This window comes from Burkholderia sp. YHN3-13 (assembly GCF_055810675.1).
In genome coordinates this window covers 776,647-795,647 of the sequence record NZ_JBVVNQ010000001.1, presented here as the reverse complement: position 1 = coordinate 795,647, position 19,001 = coordinate 776,647, and the positions used below count along the sequence as shown (strand labels likewise).

The window sequence follows — 19,001 nt, the reverse complement described above, 5'->3', positions numbered from 1 at the left end:
CAATGAAACAGTGGATGGCGGTACTCACGGTCGCGCTGGCGGCAGGCGCGGCGCATGCCGGCGACTGGACGGGCAGGGAGATTCGGCTCGCGGTCGATCCGACCTACCCGCCGCTCGAATACAAGCTGCCGGACGGCACGCTGACCGGCTTCGGGATCGACATCACGAACGCGTTGTGCGCGGAACTGCATGCGCGCTGCGTGTGGGTCGAGTCGAGCTTCGACGGGATGATTCCGGGGCTGCTCGCGCGCAAGTTCGACGTGATCGCGTCGTCGATGACGATCACGCCGAAGCGGATGCAGCAGATCGCGTTCACGAACCGCATCTCGAACGCGCCGGCGCGGCTGATCGCGCGCAAGGGCTCGCCGCTGCTGCCGACGGCCGAATCGCTGAAGGGCAAGCGCGTCGGCGTCGAGCAGGGTTCCGCGCAGGCCGACTATGCGGTCGCGAACTGGCAGCCCGCGGGCGTGCAGGTCGTGTCGTACCCGAACCAGGACCAGGTGTATGCCGACCTGGTAACCGGGCGGCTCGACGCGGCGTTCCAGGCGTCGATCGCGGCCAGCGACGGGTTTCTGAAAAAGCCGCAGGGCAAGGATTTCATGTTCGCCGGCGCGCCGATTGACGACGTGAAGTACTTCGGGCAGGGCGACGGCCTTGGCTTGCGCAAGCAGGACAACGACCTGCGCGACGCGTTCAATCGCGCACTCGCGACGATTCTCGCGAACGGCACGTACGGGAAGATCAACCGGAAGTATTTCGACTTCGACATCTACGGCGCGAAGTAAGCAGCGGCGTACCGAAAGGACGCATTCTAAAAATATCAATAAGGATGGCGAATGAACTGGAGATCGATTGTTGTCGCGCTGCCGGCGCTGTGCGCGGCGCCCGCATTTGCGCAAGGCAGCGTGACGCTGTATGGCCTCGTCGATGCAGGCATCGACTATACGAACAACGTCGGCGGCCATGGCGCGTGGCAGATGGCGAGCGGCTTCGCGCAGGGCAGCCGCTGGGGGATGAAGGGGACGGAGGATCTGGGCGGCGGCTACAGCGCGCTGTTCGAGATCGAGAACAGCTTCAACGTGAACAGCGGCACGCTGGCGCAGGGCGGCCGCCTGTTAGGGCGCCAGGCCTACGTCGGGCTCGGCAGCACGCGTTTCGGCACGCTGACGCTCGGCCGGCAGTACGACTCGGTCGTCGACTATCTCGCGCCGACGACCGCGAACGGCAGTTGGGGCGTTTATCCGTTCTCGCATCCGCTCGACAACGACAACACCGGCAACACGTTCCGCACGAACAACACCGTGAAGTATGCGAGCCCGGACTTCTCCGGCTTCTCGTTCGGCGGCACGTACAGCTTCAGCAACGACCCGGGCTTCGCGAACAACAGGCAGTGGAGCGTCGGCGCGCAGTACGAGCAGGGCGGGTTGCTCGTCGGCGCGGCCTTCCTGAACGCGGACAACCCGGGCGCGACGTCGGGTGGCGCGATCGCGGGCTCCGGGGCGGTCGGCGCGGATGCGAACTTCGTGTCGGAGCGGCTGCGGATCTTCGGCGCGGGCGTCAACTACACGGCAGGGCCCGCGACGATCGGATTCGCATACACGAACAGCAACGTCACTCGACCGACCGCGAACGTCGGCTACCTGTTCGGCGACGAGACGATCGAGCCGTCGACCGGGCCGCTCGCGGGCGGCATGGTGACGTCGATCAAGTATCAGAACTTCGAGATCAACGGCAAGTACCAGTTCACGCCGGCGTTGTTCGTCGGCGCGCAATACGTGTACACGACGGTCCGCTACGACGCGACCACCGGCACCGCGAGACCGAAAATCCATTCGTTCGGGCTGATGGCCGACTACAGCCTGTCGAAACGCACGGACGTGTACCTGACGGGCGCGTACCAGCGGGTTGCCGGCGATGCGACCGGTTCGTCGCTGGATCATGCGTATATCCCCGGCGCGGCCGATCTGTCGTCGAACGGAAAACAGTTGATGGTGCATGCGGGGATCCGCCACAAGTTCTGACGGAACGGGCGGGAACGCAGGCGGCCGCCCGCCGCCTGCGTTGCTTACGACGCGACGCGGATCACGACTTTCCCGAAATGCTGCCCCGACTGCAGGTACGCATACGCCTGCGGCGCTTCGTCGAAGCCGAACACGCGATCGACCACCGGCTTGATGCGCTTCGCATCGACGAGCCGCACGACGTCGTCGAGCATCGCGCGGCTGCCGACCATGAACCCGTGCAGTCGCCGGACGCCGCCGATCAGCGACAGCAGCCCGAGTTCGGGCCCGCCGAAGCTGCTGAGGCCGCCGATCACCGACACGATGCCGCCCATCTTCGCCGCCGCCACCGAGCGCGGCAGCGTATCGCGGCCGCCGACTTCGACGACCAGATCCGCGCCCGCGCCGTCGGTGAGCCGCAGCACCTCGTGTTGCCACTCGGGCGTGGCGCGATAGTTGATCGTTGCGTCCGCACCGAGTGCGCGGGCGCGTTCGAGTTTCGCGTCGCTCGACGAGGTCACGATCGTGCGCAGCCCGGCCGCATGCGCGAGCTGCAGCGCGATGATCGACACGCCGCCCGTGCCGAGCAGCGCGACGGTCGCGCCCGGCGCCAGTCCGCCGTCGACGAACAAGGCGTTCCACGCGGTGATGCCCGCGCACGACAGCGTCGCGGCTTCGTCGTAGTCGAGATGAGGCGGGATGGCGACCAGCGCGGCTTCGTCGGACACGAAGCGTTCGGCGAGCACGCCGTCGAAATGGGAACCGGCCGATCCGGAGACTTTCTGCGGCGTGACCGGCCCGTCGATCCAGCGCGGGAAATACGTGTTGATCACGCGATCGCCCGGCTTGAACCGCGTGACGTCGCGGCCGATTTCGACGACTTCGCCGGCGCCGTCCGCGACCGGGATCAGTGCTTCCGTGCCGATGCCGAGATAGTCGCCGCGCGCGAACATCAGGTCGCGATAGTTCAGCGAGGCCGAGTGGATCTTCACGACGACGTCGGTCGGCCCGACCGGGTGCTGCGTCGCGTCGATGCGCCGGAGTCCGGCAATGCCGTCGCCCGGTTTGATTTGCCATGCATGCATGTTCGCTCCTGTTCAGAGATAGTCCGGACTATCATAGTGTTGCGCTGGGGGACGCATTGGTGAGAATTTTTCCAATGATTGTCGCCAGTGCGGACACAAATCAGCCATTCCACCGGAGCGGACTTGCATGGATGAGCGGTTGAGGGGCGTTGCCGAATTCGTCGACGTCGTGGAGTCGGGCAGCTTCGCGGCGGCGGCGCTGCGCCTGGGCATGACGCGCTCGGCCGTCGCGAAGATCGTCGCGCGGCTCGAACAGCGTCTCGGCGCGCGGCTCCTGCAGCGCACGACCCGCCAGATCGGGTTGACCGACGAAGGGCTCGTCTATTACGAGCAGTGCCGGCGGCTGCTGGCCGAACTCGGCGAGACGGAAGCCGCGCTCGACGCGGGCCGCCGCGAGCCGGCCGGGCGCGTGCGGATCAGCGTGCCCGTGCTGTTCGGCCGGCAATGCGTGGCGCCCGTCGTGCGGCGCCTCGTCGAGCGTCATGCGCGGCTCGAAATCGACATGTCGTTCAGCGATCGCGTGGCCGACCTCGTGAACGACGGTTTCGACATCGCGGTGCGCATCGGCGCGCTGGCCGACACGAGCGCGCTCGTCGGCCGGAAGCTGGGCGTGCAGCGCATGGGCATTTGCGCATCGCCCGCGTATCTCGGCCGGCACGGGCGGCCGTCGGGGCTCGACGAACTGGCGTCGCACGTCGGCATCGCGTATTCGCGCGGCGGGCAGCCGACGCCGTGGCGGGTCATCGGCGCGGACGGCGCCGTGCACGATCATTGTCCGGCCGGCCGCCTGAGGTTGGACGACCTGCTGGCGATCGCCGATGCCGCCGCCGCCGGGGCGGGCCTCGCGTGGTTGCCGTGCTGGCTGATGGCGCCGTATGTCCGTGACGGCCGTCTCGCGCTCGTGATGGACAGCGACAGCGTGTCGGGTGCCGAGGTGTACGCGGTGCGGCCGGCATCGCGCCACGTGCCGTCGAAGGTGCGGGTGGTCGTCGACGCGCTGATGGACGAGATTCCGGGCATGCTGGCGTCCGATGATGCCGATGGCGAGCGCGTGCCGCAGCGCGGCGCTCATGCTTCGTAGCGGCACGGTACGTTCGGTTGACGCGGCGAGTGATCAGCGCCTACGACCTGTCGCACTGCGTCGCGCTACGGCGCGCGTTCGGCGACGGCAACGTATGGGCGCGGGGTACGATCGGCCGCACGCTGTTCCTGCCGCTGCTCGTGAAGCGTGCGTCCGGACAGTCGGGCTTCGCGGTCGGTTTCAACTGGGCCGTGACGACCGAATACGCGTCGGGCCTCGCGGCCGCCGCATCGATCGCGCTGATCAATGCGGTCGCGAAACTCGCGGGGCTCGCGCTGCCGCCAGTGATGGGGCGGATCAAGGACGTCACGCATTCGTACGATTTCGCGCTGCTGCTCGTCGCGGTCGCGTTGCCGGCGGGCGGCGTGCTTGCACGGCGGATCACGTCGCGGCGTGCGCTGCCCCGCAGCGGCGGGGCGGGCGGGTTGAGCGACGCGCGGGTGCGTGGCGTCGACGAGTAGCGGGTGACGACCGTACGCGTTTCTCTTCGCTGCGGCACAATCGGGCCGAGCACGCGCGCGCCTCGTGACGACGGGCGCGTCGCGCCGTTTCCCCACTCCTCGTCAAAGGCTCGCCCATGTCCTCCCGCACTTTCCTCGTCACTGGCGCATCGCGCGGCATCGGTCTCGCGATCAGCGCCACGCTCGCTCGACGCGGGCATCGCGTCATCGGCCTTGCGCGACATGCGCAGGGCATCGACTTCCCCGGCGAACTGCTGGCGTGCGATCTGGCCGACATCGAGCAGACGGCCGTGACGCTCGCGCGGATCGGCGAGCGTCACGACGTCGACGGCATCGTCAACAACGCGGGCATCGTATTGCCGCAACCGCTCGGCCAGATCGACTTCCAGTCGCTGCAGACCGTGTTCGATCTCAACGTCCGGGCGGCGATCCAGGTCACGCAGCACTTTGCCGACGCGATGAAGGCGCGCGGCTACGGGCGCATCGTCAACATCTGCAGCCGCGCGATTTTCGGCAGCCTCGATCGCACCGCGTATTCCGCTGCGAAGAATGCGCTGGTCGGCTGCACGCGCACCTGGGCGCTGGAACTGGCCGAGCATGGCGTGACCGTCAACGCCGTGGCGCCGGGCCCGATCGAGACCGAACTGTTCCGCCAGACGCGGCCGGTCGGCAGCGAAGGCGAGCGCAAGGTGCTCGCGACGATTCCCGCGCGCCGGCTCGGCACGGCCGACGACGTCGCGGCGGCGGTCGCATTCTTCCTGTCCGACGAAGCCGGCTTCGTCACGGGGCAGGTGCTGTCGGTGGACGGCGGCGGCAGCCTCGGCGGGCGCAGCTGAAGCAGGGCGGCGCGATACGTGCCGGGCGGCGCGCATCGCATATTCCTGCATCCCGTTAGCATGTGACGAATCCGACTTTGGCCGCCGCGCGCGCGCGGCTAAGATCGCCGATCCCGTAGATCGAGCGTCAACAATAATGAAAAAGTCCGCGTCGCCGTTGCATGCTTTCCGTTTCCGTGTCGTCTGTGCCGCGATTGCCGGCGCGGTGTCGCTCGCCTCGTGCGGCGGCGTCGACAGCAATTCGCCGCCGCCGCAGGCCAACACGACGCCGCCGCAGGCCGCGAAACGCCCGAACATCCTGTACATCATGGCCGACGACCTCGGCTATTCCGACATCCATGCATTCGGCGGCGAGATCAACACGCCGAACCTCGACGCGCTCGTCGCATCGGGCCGCATCCTGTCGAATCACCACACGGGCACCGTCTGCGCGATCACGCGCGCGATGCTGGTGTCCGGCACCGATCACCATCTCGTCGGCGAAGGCACGATGGGTGTGCCGACCGACGAGCGGCGCGGCTTGCCCGGCTACGAGGGCTACCTGAACGACCGCGCGCTGTCGTTCGCGCAACTGCTGAAGGACGCCGGCTATCACACGTATATCGCGGGCAAGTGGCACATCGGCTCGGGGATCGTCGGCAGCGCGACGGGCAGCGGGCAGACGCCTGACCAGTGGGGCTTCGAGCGCAGCTACGTGCTGCTCGGCGGCGCGGCGACGAACCACTTCGCGCACGAGCCGGCCGGCTCGTCGAACTACACGGAAGACGGCCGTTACGTGCAGCCGGGCCAGCCCGGGCAGCCGGGCGGTACGGGCGGCAGCCCGGCCGTGTTCTATTCGACCGACTTCTATACGCAGAAGCTGATCTCGTACATCGATTCGAACCAGCGTGACGGCAAGCCGTTCTTCGCGTATGCGGCCTACACCTCGCCGCACTGGCCGCTGCAGGTGCCCGAACCGTGGCTGCACAAGTATGCGGGCGTGTACGACGCCGGCTACGACGCGATCCGCAACGCGCGGATCGCGCGGCAGAAGGCGCTCGGCCTGATTCCCGCCGACTTCAAGCCGTTCGACGGCCTGCCCGAAACGACGGCCGCGTCGCCCGCGACCGCGAACAACGGCACCGCGAACGCGAAGTACATCAGTGCCGTGCATTCCGCCGCGGACGGCTACAGCGATTACGGCCCCGGCAAGGTCGACAAGCTGTGGTCGAGCCTGTCGCCGGCCGAGCGCAAGGCGCAGGCGCGCTACATGGAGATCTACGCGGGGATGGTCGAGAACCTCGACTACAACATCGGCCTGCTGATCCAGCACCTGAAGGACATCGGCGAATACGACAACACGTTCATCATGTTCCAGTCGGACAACGGCGCGGAAGGCTGGCCGATCGACAGCGGCGCGGACCCGACGGCGACCGACACCGCGAACGCGCAGGAGCCGGTCTATTCGGCGCTCGGCACCGACAACGGCAAGCAGAACGCACAGCGCCTGCAGTACGGGCTGCGCTGGGCCGAAGTGAGCGCGGCGCCGTACCGGCTCACGAAGGGCTATTCGGCCGAAGGCGGCGTGTCGACGCCGACGATCGTGCGCCTGCCGGGCCAGTCGCAGCAACTGCCGACGCTGCGCGCGTTCACGCACGTGACCGACAACACGGCGACGTTCCTCGCGATCGCGGGCGTCACGCCGCCGTCGCAGCCGGCGCCGCCGCTCGTCAACACGCTGACGGGCGTCGACCAGAACAAGGGCAAGGTGATCTACAACAACCGCTACGTGTACCCGGTCACGGGCCAGTCGCTGCTGCCGGTGCTCACGGGCTCGGCGACGGGCGAGGTGCACACCGCGCCGTTCGGCGACGAAGCATACGGCCGCGCGTACCTGCGCAGCGCCGACGGCCGCTGGAAGGCGCTGTGGACCGAGCCGCCGCTCGGGCCGCTCGACGGTCACTGGCAGCTGTACGACCTCGCGTCGGATCGCGGCGAGACGACCGACGTGTCCGCGCAGAACCCGTCGGTGATCAGCACGCTCGTCGACCAGTGGAAGACCTACATGAGCAACGTCGGCGGCGTCGAGCCGCTGCGTCCGCGCGGCTACTACTGATCGCGGGGACGACACGATGCGGTTCCGCTTCTGGACGACCGGCGCGGCGCTTGCCGCCACGCTGTTCGCCGCCGCGTTCGCGGTGGGCTATGCGAATTCGGCGGCGCCGGCAGGCGGCGCGTTCGACGACCTGAATCGCGGCCGCGTGCTTGCGCCGCTCGGTTCGGAACACCAGTGCGAACGCTATTCGGGGCTGCCGGCGAAGTGGCGCGACGATCCGCAGGCCGGGATGGTGCACCTGCGCGGCGGCGCGTTCGTGTTCGGCAGCACGCGCGGCTATGCGGACGAGCGTCCGGTCGGCGACGGCCGCACGCGCGTCGGCGGCTTCTGGATCGACCAGACCGACGTGACGATCGCGCAGTTCGCCGCGTTCGTGCAGGCGACCGGTTACGTGACCGAAGCCGAGCAGCAGGGCGGCGCGGCGGTGTTTCATGTGCCGACGCGCGACGAGATGAATGCGCGCGACCTTGCGTGGTGGTCGTGGGTGAAGGGCGCGTCGTGGCGCCATCCGCGCGGGCCCGGCAGCGACGTGGACGGGCGCGGCAACCTGCCCGTCACGCTCGTCACGCAGCGCGACGCGCTCGCGTATGCGCGCTGGCTCGGCCGCGACTTGCCGACCGAAGCGGAATGGGAATACGCGGGCAAGGCCGGCCGCGACGACGCATCGCTCGATGCGGCGCCGCGCGACGCGCGGGGCAAGCCGGCCGCGAATTACTGGCAGGGCGCGTTTCCGGTGCTCGACACGGCCGAGGACGGGCATGCGGGGCTCGCGCCCGTCGGCTGCTACGCGGCGAACGGGTTCCGGCTCTACGACATGATCGGCAACGCATGGGAATGGACGAAGGACGCGTACACGGGCCCGCACCAGTCGCATACGAACGGCGACACGGCGGCCGTCGCCCCGCCGACGCGCCGGCACGATACGCCGATGGTCATCAAGGGCGGCTCGTTCCTGTGCTCGCGCGATTACTGCGTGCGTTATCGCGCGTCGTCGCGCGAACAGCAGGAAGCCGATCTCGGGGCGTCGCATATCGGCTTTCGCACGATCCTGAGGGACGCGTCATGACGAAGGGTTTCGTGCGCTGCGTGGCCGTATGGCTGCTGGCCGCGTGGGGTGTCGCGCATCAGGGATCGGCAGTGGCGGCCGACACCGCTGCGTCGGAGGTACGCGTCGGCGTCACGCGCGGCGTGCATGCGCAGATCCTGGACGAAGTGAAGCGGGTTGCCGCCGCGCGCGGGCTGGGTGTCGACGTCGTCGAATTCGACGATGCGTCGCGCATCGACGCGGCGCTTGCCGACGGCCGGATCGACGCGGCCAGCTTCGAGGATGCGCAGCAGCTCGCGGCGACGCGTGCGCGCAAGCGCTACGCGCTGACCGAAGTCGCGCCGACCGTCACGCTGCCGATGGCGTTCTATTCGCGCAAGCTGAAAAGCCTGAACGAACTGCGACCGGGTGCGACGGTCGCGCTGCCCGCCGATCGGCGCGGGATGGCACGCGCGCTCGTGCTGCTGCAGAACGACACGCTGGTGACGTTGCGCGAACAGGCCGGCCTGCACGCGACGCTGCGCGACGTGACCGGCAACCGGCTCGGGCTGAAACTCGTCGCGCTGCGCCGCGACCGTCTGTATGCGGCGCTCGATACGGCCGCGTTCGTCGCGATCGACAGCGAGGACGCCGCCCGCGCCGGGCTGCAACCCGCGCGCGACAGCATCAGCCTCGAGGACGCCCGCTCGCCGTATGCGAACGTGTTGACGGTGCGCGACGCCGATCGCGCGAAACCGTGGGTCGCGCAGCTCGTCGCCGCGTATCACTCGGACGACGTCGCGCGCTTCATCCTCACGCGCTACCAGGATTCGGTGCGGCGGCCGTGGTAGAGACCTATTCGCTTGCCTGCCACGCATGCGGACGCTGCTGCAACAGCGCGCCGGCGCTGTCGTTGCGCGAACTGCTCCGGCATCGTCATCGCTTCGTCGGCGCGCTGACGATCCGTCGCGTGCCGAAGCGGCGGATCGGCGAGCGCTGGCGTGCGGGCGGGCGCGAGCACGTGCTCGATGCGGATGATGTCGCGGCGTCCGATGCGCTGGCCGACCGGCTGTTCCATCGCATCGGCGGCGTGAACGGCGAATGGATCGCGGTCACGCTGCAGGGCTACGACTATCCGTCGCTCGGCCGTTGCGCGGCGCTGGCCGACGACGGCCGTTGCAGCGTGCAGGCGAGCAAGCCGTCGATCTGCAGCGCGGTGCCGCTCGATCCGATGCTGCCGGACCGGTTGCAGTCGCGCGTGCTCGCCGCGCGGCGGGACGACGCGGCATGGCTGGGCGCGAACTGCATCGTCGAGGCGGGCGCCGCGCAGGCATCCGTCGACGCTGCATTCCCGATTCCGCTGGTGACGGCCGGGCAGGTCGCGGATCGCGCGGCGCTCGACGCACATCGCGATGCGCTCGCGTTCGAGCGCGCGGTGTGGCGCGACGCCGTGTTCGCCGCGTTGAGCGATGGCGGGCAGGACGTGCGTCATGCGCTGTCGCGGCTCGCGCCGGGCGGCTACCTGACCGTGTCGATCGTGCCCGTGCTGCTGGCCGTCGCAGCGGTTTCCGCGCATTGCCGCGCGCTGTGCACCGACTTCATCGACGCGCAGCTTGCATTGATCGGTGCCAACATCGAGGCGGCGCTCGTCCGCCGGCGTGCCGACGACCGGCCCGCGACGCAAGAGTTGCGCGGTTTCGCGCAGGCGCTTGAACGCGCACGACACGCGCTGGCCGCGATGCCTTCGCCTGCTGCCGGAACGCGTGACGACGCGCCGCGCATCGATGCATGGCTCGACGACCGGCTCACCGCCGGCCCGCTCGCCGCGTAAGCGCCGCATGACGATCGCGGCACGCCGTGCGTGCCGTACACTTGGCGCTCTTTCAACCGTTCTCGATGGAGCGTGCATGTACGCGTCGACCTTCATTTTCCGTGCCGGGCGATACGACGACGAATTCCACCGGCTCGACCGGCAGATCGCCGACATGGCGCGCGCGACGCCCGGCTATGTCGGCGAGGAAACGTGGGAGAACGCCGAAGCGGGGTTGATCCAGAACGTCTACTACTGGGAATCGGAGGCGGCGCTGCAGCAGTTGATGCAGCATCCCGCGCACCTCGAAGCCAAAGCGAAGCAGGCTCGCTGGCTCGACGGCTATCGCGTCGTGATTTCGAAGGTGCTCCGCGAGTACGGTGACGGCAAGCTGACGCAGCCGCACGCGGGGCAACCGGCGTAAGCGTCGCCGCTCAGGCGGTCGCTCCGGTTTCACCCGGCGTGGCCGGGTCGCCCGCCGTGCGTTCCCAGATCGGGAACGTCGCGTTCTGGATTGACGTCTGCGCGTCGACGACCTTGCGGTGATCGATGCCGGGCAGGTCGAGCAGCCGGTCGACCGCCGCCTTCGCGCCTTCGGCATCCTGCGGAAATCCGCACGCGAACTGCTTGCGCGTATCGAACAGGAGCCACCAGACGTCCGACACGAACGGGCCCTGGTCGTTGGTTTCGATCACGACCGCACCGAGGTCGGACAGCGCGATCCCGCGCGTTGCACCGGTCTGGTCGGTCGCTTCGATGCGCGTGCCGGCCGCCGTGACGGTCCAGCCCGTTTTCCGGCCGGGCGGGCCGGCCGGTGACGGCGCGGCGGCGACCGCCGCCATGGCCGCCGCGCCGTCCTTCCGCTGGCGCCCGTCGATCCACGGCAGCGCGGCGCCGCCCGCCATCGCCACGATCCACAGGTAGTACCCGGCACCGAACGTGGTGATCTTTTCGTAGTTCGCGTCGGTCGGGATCGTGTGCCACCCGATCGCAAATACCACGACCACGGCGAGCAGCGCGGACACGGTGCGGTTCGGCCTGATCAGCGCGGCGATCAGCAGCGGATTGCCGAGCCACGCGAACTGCAGGTCGAGGATCGCGAGCCCGCCGAGCGCGAGCACCGTGTACCCGTGCCACCAGCTCACCGCGCCCGCGGCATTCGGCGGTTCGGCCGCGACGGGCAGCAGCAGCGACGCGACGTACAGCGCGACGATCACGGCGCGCGCGAGATTCAGGCGGGTGGAGGCGGAGCGGATCGGCATGTTGCCCTCTGGTCGTGCAGGAGCATGCGAAGCGATGAATGCCGGCCGGCCGTGCCGTCATTCTCGATGGAGGGCGCGATGGTGCGGACGCGCCGAAGGCGATTGTGGGCGATTCCCGCGGCGATGTCGAACGCGCGTCATCGGCCGCTGCAACGTCACAGCGCTTCGACCAGCAACCGCTTGCTCTTCTCGCAGTACTCGTGACACGCGGCCCGCGCGGCGATCGACGCGCCGTGCACGAATCGCGGTGCGTCCGCGCGTCGCGACATCGACACGACGATCGACGGCGGCGACGGCTGCAGCGGCAGCTCGACCACTTCGCCGCTCTCGATCAGCGCGTCGACGAACAGCACCGGAATCGCGGCGACGCCGAAACCGTCGCGCACCAGCTGCACGATCACCGAGATCGACGGCGAGCCGGTGATGCGCGTGTCCGACAGCGGCACGCCGTGCGCATGCGCGAGCGTGCGCACGATGTCCTCCAGCGCGCGATGGGGCGCGGTGCCGCGCCCGTACGTGAGGATCGGCTGGCGCAGCACCTGCCGCGCGAGGCCCGTGCGCGTGTTCGGCAGCAGCCCCGCGCGGGCGATCCAGCGCACCGGGTAGTTCGCGAGCGCGTCGCACACGACCGACGCCTCGTCGCTGCCCTCCACGCGGATGATCAGGTCGAGCTCGCCGGCCATCAGCCGGCGCTGCAGCACGACGCTCACGTCGACGGTCAGGTCGATCTCCAGCTGCGGGTAGTCGGCCGCGAGCCGCCGCATGTAGTGCGGCAGCCAGCTGTGCACGACGGTCTCGATCACGCCGAGCCGCAGCTTGCCGCGCAGCGCGCTCTCGCCCGAGGCGGCCGCCTGCAGTTCCTGCGTGGCCTCGACCACGGCCTTCGCATAGCCGAGCAGGTACTCGCCGTTCGGCGTGAGCCGGAATTCGCGACTGTCGCGATCGACGAGTACCGTCTGCAGTTCGTCCTCGAGCGCCTTCAGGCGCTGCGAGATCGCGGCCGGCGTCGCATGCAGCGCGGCCGCCGTCGTGCGGAAGTTGCGCAGCTTCGCGAGCGTGACGAAGGTTTCGAGAAAACGCGTGTTCATGGCGGATCGGGCGAAGGGGCGATGCGCAGCTTGCCGCTGAGGAAAAGTGAACGGGACCGGGGGGAAACCCGAGGGTGCGTTAAGAAATTCTATACAAGAAGTGCAAAAAAACTCGTTGGCGGTCAATTTTTTTCCTTTCTATTCTTCGCCGTAACCGATGACACATCACCGTCATCCCGACGACAACCCGATTCGCGACAGAACCTCATGACGCCTTCCGAATTCCGCCAGTCCGTGCGCAGCGGCGCATTCCGCGGCCCGACCGCCGGCCATTGCGGCCCGTTCGCGCAAGCGAACCTCGCGATCCTGCCCGACGCGTACGCGCACGATTTCCTGCGCTTTTGTCAGGCGAATCCGAAAGCCTGCCCGCTGCTCGGCGTCGGCGAACCGGGCGCGTTCCGGTTCGACGCGCTCGGCGAGGATCTCGACATCCGCACCGACGTGCCGAGCTACAACGTCTACCGCGACGGCCGCCTGACCGAGCGCGTCGAGTCGCTGGAAGCGCTGTGGCGCGACGATTTCGTCGTGTTCGCGATCGGCTGCTCGTTCTCGTTCGAGGACATGCTCGCCCGCGAGGGCATCGGCCTGCGTCACGTCGAGGAGGGGCGCAACGTGCCGATGTACCGCACGTCGATCGCGAACCGCCGCGCGGGCATCTTCGGTGGCCAGCTGGTCGTGTCGATGCGGCCGATGCGCGGCGCCGACGCGATCCGCGCGGTGCAGATCACGAGCCGGTTCCCGGGCGTGCACGGCGCGCCGATCCATATCGGCCACCCGCGTGCGCTCGGCATCGCCGATCTGGACGCCCCCGAATTCGGCGACGCGGTGACGATCCGCGACGACGAACTGCCGGTGTTCTGGGCATGCGGCGTGACGCCGCAAACCGCGCTGATGGACGCGAAGCTGCCGATCGCGATCGCGCATACGCCCGGCCACATGCTGATGACCGACATCACGAACGCATCGCTGGCCGTTTTCTGAATTCAGGGGCCGATGGACGGCCCAAGCCCGATACCCCGCACGCCCAATCGCCATTCGAACGCGCATAACGACAGGAGCACCACCATGGAAAGCAAGACCCTCGCGGCACCCGCCGCGGAGCCCGCGAGCCGAGCGCGCAGCGGCCTGTTCTCGTGGTACGCGGACGCACAGTCGCGCGAGCGCCGCGCATTCTGGAGCTGCAAGGTCGGCTACATGCTCGACGGGATGGATACGCAGATGCTGTCGTTCGTGATTCCGACGCTCGTCGCGACGTGGGGCATCTCGCTCGCGGACGCCGGCTTCATCGGCACGGTCACGCTGCTCGCGTCGGCGGCGGGCGGCTGGATCGCCGGCATCCTGTCCGACCGGATCGGACGCGTGCGCACGCTGCAGCTCACGGTGCTGTGGTTCGCGGTGTTCACCGCGCTGTGCGGGCTCGCGCAGAACTACCACCAGCTGCTCGCGGCGCGTGCGCTGATGGGCTTCGGCTTCGGCGGCGAATGGACGGCCGGCGCGGTGCTGATCGGCGAAGTGATCCGCGCGCGCGACCGCGGCAAGGCCGTCGGGCTCGTGCAGTCGGGCTGGGCGATCGGCTGGGGGCTGTGCGCGCTGCTGTATGCGCTGCTGTTCTCGGTGCTGCCGGCCGAGCAGGCGTGGCGCGCGCTGTTCCTCGTCGGGCTCGCGCCCGCGCTGCTGGTCGTCGCGATCCGCCGCTACGTGAAGGAGCCGGACGTCTACGAGAAGGAGAAGGCCGCGCAGGCACAGGTGGCCGACGCGCCGCGCCTGACCGAGATCTTCGCGCCGAAGCTGATCACGACGACGCTGCGCGCGGCGCTGCTGACGACCGGCGCGCAGGGCGGCTACTACGCGATCACGACGTGGCTGCCGACCTTCCTGAAGACCGAGCGTCACCTCACGGTGATGGGCACCGGCGGCTATCTCGCGATGATCATCTTCGGTTCGTGGGTCGGCTACCTGACGAGCGCGTACCTGACCGACCGCCTCGGCCGCAAGCCGAACTTCATCCTGTTCGCGGTCGGCTCGATGGTGATCGCATTCGCGTACACGTCGCTGAACCTGACCAACGCGTCGATGCTGTGGCTCGGCTTCCCGCTCGGCTTCTTCGCATCGGGCATCTTCTCGGGGATGGGCGCGTTCCTCACCGAGCTGTTCCCGACCCGCGTGCGCGGTTCCGGCCAGGGCTTCTGCTACAACGTGGGCCGCGCGATCGGTGCGCTGTTCCCGTTCCTGATCGGTGCGCTGTCGAAGCAGTACGGGCTCGGCACGAGCATCGGCATCTTCGCGGTCGCCGCGTACGGCGTGGTGATCGTCGCCGCGCTGACGCTGCCCGAGACCCGCGGCCGCGAACTCGACGCCGCGTAAGCGGCCGGCGGCCCGCCCTTCGTCCTGCTTCCCCTTTCATCGAGACCGTGACACGGCGTGCGACGCGCGCCGTGCGGCGGCGCTCGTCCCTCGATTCAACGACGCCTCGACCCGACATCATGACTGACCGACACCTTTCCTCCGTTCCCTCCGACGCCGCGCGCTGGCAATTCTGGATCGACCGCGGCGGCACCTTCACCGACATCGTCGCGCGCCGGCCCGACGGCACGCTCGTCACGCACAAGCTGCTGTCGGAGAACCCCGAGCAGTACCGCGACGCGGCCGTGGCCGGCATCCGCCACCTGCTCGGCCTCGCGGCCGGCGAGCCGATCACGCCCGCGCGCGTCGACATGGTGAAGATGGGCACGACGGTCGCGACCAACGCGCTGCTCGAACGCAAGGGCGAACGTACCGCGCTCGCGACGACGCAGGGCTTTCGCGACGTGCTGCGCATTGCCTATCAGAACCGGCCGCGCCTGTTCGATCTCGACATCGTGCTGCCGGACGCGCTGTACGAGACCGTCGTCGAGATCGACGAGCGCGTCGGCGCGCGTGGCGACGTCGTCGTGCCGCTCGACGTTCAGGGTGCCGAAGCGTCGCTGCGCCGCGTGTTCGACAGCGGCGTGCGGGCGCTCGCGATCGTGCTGATCCACGGCTACCGCTACACCGCGCACGAGCGCGCGCTGGCCGAGCTGGCGCGCCGCATCGGCTTCACGCAGGTGTCGGTGTCGCACGAGGTGTCGCCGCTGATGAAGATGGTGTCGCGCGGCGACACGACCGTCGTCGACGCGTACCTGTCGCCGATCCTGCGCCGCTACGTCGAGCAGGTCGCGCACGAGATGCCGGGCGTGAACCTGCAGTTCATGCAGAGCAGCGGCGGCCTGACGCGCGCCGACGCGTTCCAGGGCAAGGACGCGATCCTGTCGGGGCCGGCCGGCGGCATCGTCGGGATGGTGCGCGCGGCGCGCGCGGCCGGCTTCGGCCAGGTGATCGGCTTCGACATGGGCGGCACGTCGACCGACGTGTCGCACTACAACGGCGAGTTCGAGCGCGAGTTCGAGACGCAGGTGGCCGGCGTGCGGATGCGCGCGCCGATGATGAGCATCCATACGGTCGCGGCCGGCGGCGGGTCGGTGCTCGGCTTCGACGGCGCGCGGCTGCGCGTCGGGCCCGAATCGGCAGGCGCGAACCCGGGGCCGGCCGCGTACCGGCGCGGCGGCCCGCTGACGGTCACCGACTGCAACGTGATGCTCGGCAAGATCCAGCCCGATTACTTCCCGCGCGTGTTCGGCCCGCACGCGGACGAACCGCTCGACCGCGACGGCGTGGTCGCGAAATTCGCGGCGCTCGCCGACGAGATCCATGCGGCGACGGGGCGGCGCGAGACGCCCGAGGCGCTGGCCGAAGGCTTCCTGGAGATCGCGATCGGCAGCATGGCGAACGCGATCAAGAAGATCTCGGTGCAGCGCGGCCACGACGTGTCGCGCTACGTGCTGACGACGTTCGGCGGCGCGGGCGGCCAGCACGCGTGCGGCGTGGCCGACGCGCTCGGGATGACGCAGGTGTTCGCGCATCCGCTCGCGGGCGTGCTGTCCGCGTACGGGATGGGCCTGGCCGACCAGACCGCGATGCGCGAGCGCGCGGTCGAGGCCGTGCTGTCCGACGCATCGCTGCCCGCGTTGAACGCGGCGCTCGACCGGCTGGCCGACGAGGCCGTCGGCGCGCTGCTCGAACAGGGCGTCGCGCCGGAGCGGATCGCGACCGAGCGGCGCGTGCACCTGCGCTACCAGGGCACCGATTCGGCGCTCGACGTGCCGGCCGGCAGCGTCGACGCGATGCAGCAGGCGTTCGAGGCCGCGTACCGGCAGCGCTACGCGTTCCTGATGCCCGGCACGCCGCTCGTCGCCGAACTGGCGTCGGTCGAGGCGATCGGCCGCTCGGACGCGCCGGTCGACATCGCGCCGCTCGCGCCGCGCGGGGCGGGCGACGGCACCGCGCCGCGGGCCGATTCCGCGGTGCGCTTCCATTCCGGCGGCCAGTGGCACGACGCGGCGCTCTACGTGCGCGACACGCTGCTGGCCGGCGACGCGATCGACGGCCCGGCGATCGTCGCGGAGCAGAACGGCACGACCGTCGTCGAACCCGGCTGGCGCGCCGAGATGACCACGCAGGGCAACCTCGTGTTGACGCGCACGACGCCGCTGCCGACGCGCCGCTCGCTCGGCACCGACGCCGATCCGGTGCGGCTCGAGATCTTCAACAACCTGTTCATGTCGATCGCCGAGCAGATGGGGCTGCGGCTGCAGAACACCGCGTACTCGGTCAACATCAAGGAGCGGCTCGACTTCTCGTGCGCGATCTTCGACGGCGACGGCAACCTGATCGCGAACGCGCCGCACATGCCCGTGCACCTCGGCTCGATGGGCGAGAGCATCCGCACGGTGATCGAGCGCAACCGCGGCCGGATGCGCGACGGCGACGTCTACATGCTGAACGACCCGTATCACGGCGGCACGCACCTGCCGGACGTGACGGTCATCACGCCGGTATTCGCCGACGGCTCGGACGCGCCGCTGTTCTACGTCGGCTCGCGCGGCCACCACGCGGACATCGGCGGCACGACGCCCGGCTCGATGCCGCCCGATTCGACGCACATCGACGAGGAGGGCGTGCTGATCGACAACTGGCAGCTCGTGTCGGCCGGCGTGCTGCGCGATGCGGACACGCGCGCGCTGCTCGCATCGGGCCGGTACCCGGCGCGCAACGTCGAGCAGAACATGGCCGACCTGCGTGCGCAGATCGCCGCGAACCAGAAGGGCGTCGACGAATTGCGCCGGATGGTCGCGCAGTTCGGCCGCGACGTCGTGCTCGCGTTCATGGGGCACGTGCAGGACAACGCGGAAGAAGCGGTGCGGCGCGTGATCGGCGCGTTGCAGGACGGCGCGTACCGCTATCCGCTCGACAACGGCGCGGAGATTCGCGTCGCGATCCGCGTCGACCGCGCGGCGCGGCGCGCCGAGATCGATTTCACCGGCACGTCCGCGCAGCTCGACAACAATTTCAACGCGCCGAAGGCCGTCTGCATGGCCGCCGTGCTGTACGTGTTCCGCACGCTGGTCGGCGACGACATCCCGTTGAACGCCGGCTGCCTGAAGCCGCTGACGGTGATCGTGCCGGCCCGCTCGATGCTGAACCCCGAGTATCCGGCGGCTGTCGTGTCGGGCAACGTCGAGACGTCGTCGGCGATCACCAACGCGCTGTACGGCGCACTCGGCTGCGTCGCGTCGAGCCAGGGAACGATGAATAACTTCACATTCGGCAACGATCGCTACCAGTACTACGAGACGATCGCGGGCGGCAGCGGTGCAGGCAACGGTTTCGCGGGCGTCGGCGCGGTGCAGACGCACATGACGAACTCGCGGCTGACCGATCCGGAGGTGCTCGAATGGCGCTACCCGGTGCGGCTCGACTCGCACCGGATCCGCGCCGGGTCGGGCGGCGGCGGCCGCTGGCGCGGCGGCGACGGCGCGGTGCGGCGGATCCGCTTCCTCGAGCCGATGACCGCGTCGATCCTGTCGAACAACCGGATCCACGCGCCGTTCGGTGCGGCGGGCGGCGAAGCCGGCGCGCTCGGCCGCAATACGATCGAGCGGGCGGACGGCACGGTCGAGGCGCTCGACCATATCGGCCGCGCGCAGATGGCGCCGGGCGACGTATTCGTGGTCGAAACGCCGGGCGGCGGCGGGTACGGCGCGGCGGGCTGATTCGTGCGACCCGGCGCGGGCGGCCGCGCCGGGCTGAAATCATTGCAACGGACTGTGGAATAAAACAACGAATTCACGCACAAACGGAATCAAAAATGGCCGAAATCCGGTGCGCCGGCATGCGATCCGAC

15 protein-coding genes and 1 pseudogene are annotated in these 19,001 nt (G+C 69.3%); 13 read left to right on the top strand and 3 right to left on the bottom strand.

Features of this window, described 5'->3' with window-relative positions; all coding sequences use genetic code 11:
- Window positions 1–2 precede the first annotated feature (2 nt).
- A complete protein-coding gene (locus AC0KUR_RS03535; RefSeq protein WP_059559723.1) occupies window positions 3–785 on the top strand; it encodes an ABC transporter substrate-binding protein in 783 nt (260 codons plus the stop codon).
- A 51-nt stretch (window positions 786–836) separates the two neighbouring features.
- Complete coding sequence (locus AC0KUR_RS03530) at window positions 837–2,021, top strand: porin (RefSeq protein ID WP_473375372.1); 1,185 nt, start codon at window positions 837–839, stop codon at window positions 2,019–2,021.
- Window positions 2,022–2,065: 44 nt separating this feature from the next.
- Here AC0KUR_RS03530 and AC0KUR_RS03525 read toward each other — a convergent pair whose 3' ends face one another.
- Window positions 2,066–3,085, bottom strand: coding sequence for a zinc-dependent alcohol dehydrogenase family protein (locus AC0KUR_RS03525; RefSeq protein ID WP_034188377.1), 1,020 nt, complete (start codon window positions 3,083–3,085; stop codon window positions 2,066–2,068).
- 127 nt (window positions 3,086–3,212) lie between these two features.
- On the opposite strand from AC0KUR_RS03525, the gene AC0KUR_RS03520 reads away from it, so the two are divergent.
- From AC0KUR_RS03520 to AC0KUR_RS03485, 8 genes and pseudogenes are all read left to right on the top strand, one after another.
- Entirely contained in the window at window positions 3,213–4,166 is a 954-nt protein-coding gene (locus tag AC0KUR_RS03520) for a LysR substrate-binding domain-containing protein (RefSeq protein WP_473375371.1), read from the top strand.
- A gap of 47 nt (window positions 4,167–4,213) precedes the next feature.
- Window positions 4,214–4,627, top strand: a pseudogene (locus AC0KUR_RS03515) (hypothetical protein); the annotation flags it as partial.
- A gap of 116 nt (window positions 4,628–4,743) precedes the next feature.
- On the top strand, window positions 4,744–5,463 hold the full coding sequence (locus tag AC0KUR_RS03510; protein WP_473375370.1) for an SDR family oxidoreductase: 720 nt from the start codon (window positions 4,744–4,746) through the stop codon (window positions 5,461–5,463).
- Between the two features lie 136 nt (window positions 5,464–5,599).
- Complete coding sequence (locus tag AC0KUR_RS03505) at window positions 5,600–7,558, top strand: arylsulfatase (RefSeq protein ID WP_049031087.1); 1,959 nt, start codon at window positions 5,600–5,602, stop codon at window positions 7,556–7,558.
- A 16-nt stretch (window positions 7,559–7,574) separates the two neighbouring features.
- A complete protein-coding gene (locus AC0KUR_RS03500) occupies window positions 7,575–8,624 on the top strand; it encodes a formylglycine-generating enzyme family protein (protein WP_200087676.1) in 1,050 nt (349 codons plus the stop codon).
- Complete coding sequence (locus AC0KUR_RS03495) at window positions 8,621–9,433, top strand: MetQ/NlpA family lipoprotein (protein WP_473375369.1); 813 nt, start codon at window positions 8,621–8,623, stop codon at window positions 9,431–9,433. Before AC0KUR_RS03500 ends, AC0KUR_RS03495 begins: the two co-directional genes overlap by 4 nt.
- Window positions 9,427–10,413, top strand: a complete 987-nt coding sequence (locus AC0KUR_RS03490; protein WP_059559709.1) for a hypothetical protein — start codon at window positions 9,427–9,429, stop codon at window positions 10,411–10,413. The genes AC0KUR_RS03495 and AC0KUR_RS03490 overlap by 7 nt, the downstream gene beginning before the upstream one ends.
- A gap of 76 nt (window positions 10,414–10,489) precedes the next feature.
- Window positions 10,490–10,816 (top strand): antibiotic biosynthesis monooxygenase family protein, encoded by a 327-nt coding sequence (locus tag AC0KUR_RS03485; protein WP_034188371.1) that lies wholly within the window; start codon window positions 10,490–10,492, stop codon window positions 10,814–10,816.
- 10 nt (window positions 10,817–10,826) lie between these two features.
- On the opposite strand, the gene AC0KUR_RS03480 is transcribed toward AC0KUR_RS03485, so the two are convergent.
- Together AC0KUR_RS03480 and AC0KUR_RS03475 are read right to left on the bottom strand one after the other, a co-directional pair.
- Complete coding sequence (locus AC0KUR_RS03480) at window positions 10,827–11,654, bottom strand: hypothetical protein (protein WP_473375368.1); 828 nt, start codon at window positions 11,652–11,654, stop codon at window positions 10,827–10,829.
- Between the two features lie 155 nt (window positions 11,655–11,809).
- Window positions 11,810–12,742, bottom strand: coding sequence for a LysR family transcriptional regulator (locus AC0KUR_RS03475; RefSeq protein ID WP_011356169.1), 933 nt, complete (start codon window positions 12,740–12,742; stop codon window positions 11,810–11,812).
- A 207-nt stretch (window positions 12,743–12,949) separates the two neighbouring features.
- On the opposite strand from AC0KUR_RS03475, the gene AC0KUR_RS03470 reads away from it, so the two are divergent.
- From AC0KUR_RS03470 to AC0KUR_RS03460, 3 genes are all read left to right on the top strand, one after another.
- On the top strand, window positions 12,950–13,723 hold the full coding sequence (locus tag AC0KUR_RS03470) for a putative hydro-lyase (protein WP_473375367.1): 774 nt from the start codon (window positions 12,950–12,952) through the stop codon (window positions 13,721–13,723).
- 84 nt (window positions 13,724–13,807) lie between these two features.
- Entirely contained in the window at window positions 13,808–15,106 is a 1,299-nt protein-coding gene (locus tag AC0KUR_RS03465; RefSeq protein ID WP_034188368.1) for an MFS transporter, read from the top strand.
- Window positions 15,107–15,225: 119 nt separating this feature from the next.
- Window positions 15,226–18,870, top strand: coding sequence for a hydantoinase B/oxoprolinase family protein (locus tag AC0KUR_RS03460; protein WP_175028513.1), 3,645 nt, complete (start codon window positions 15,226–15,228; stop codon window positions 18,868–18,870).
- Window positions 18,871–19,001 lie beyond the last annotated feature (131 nt).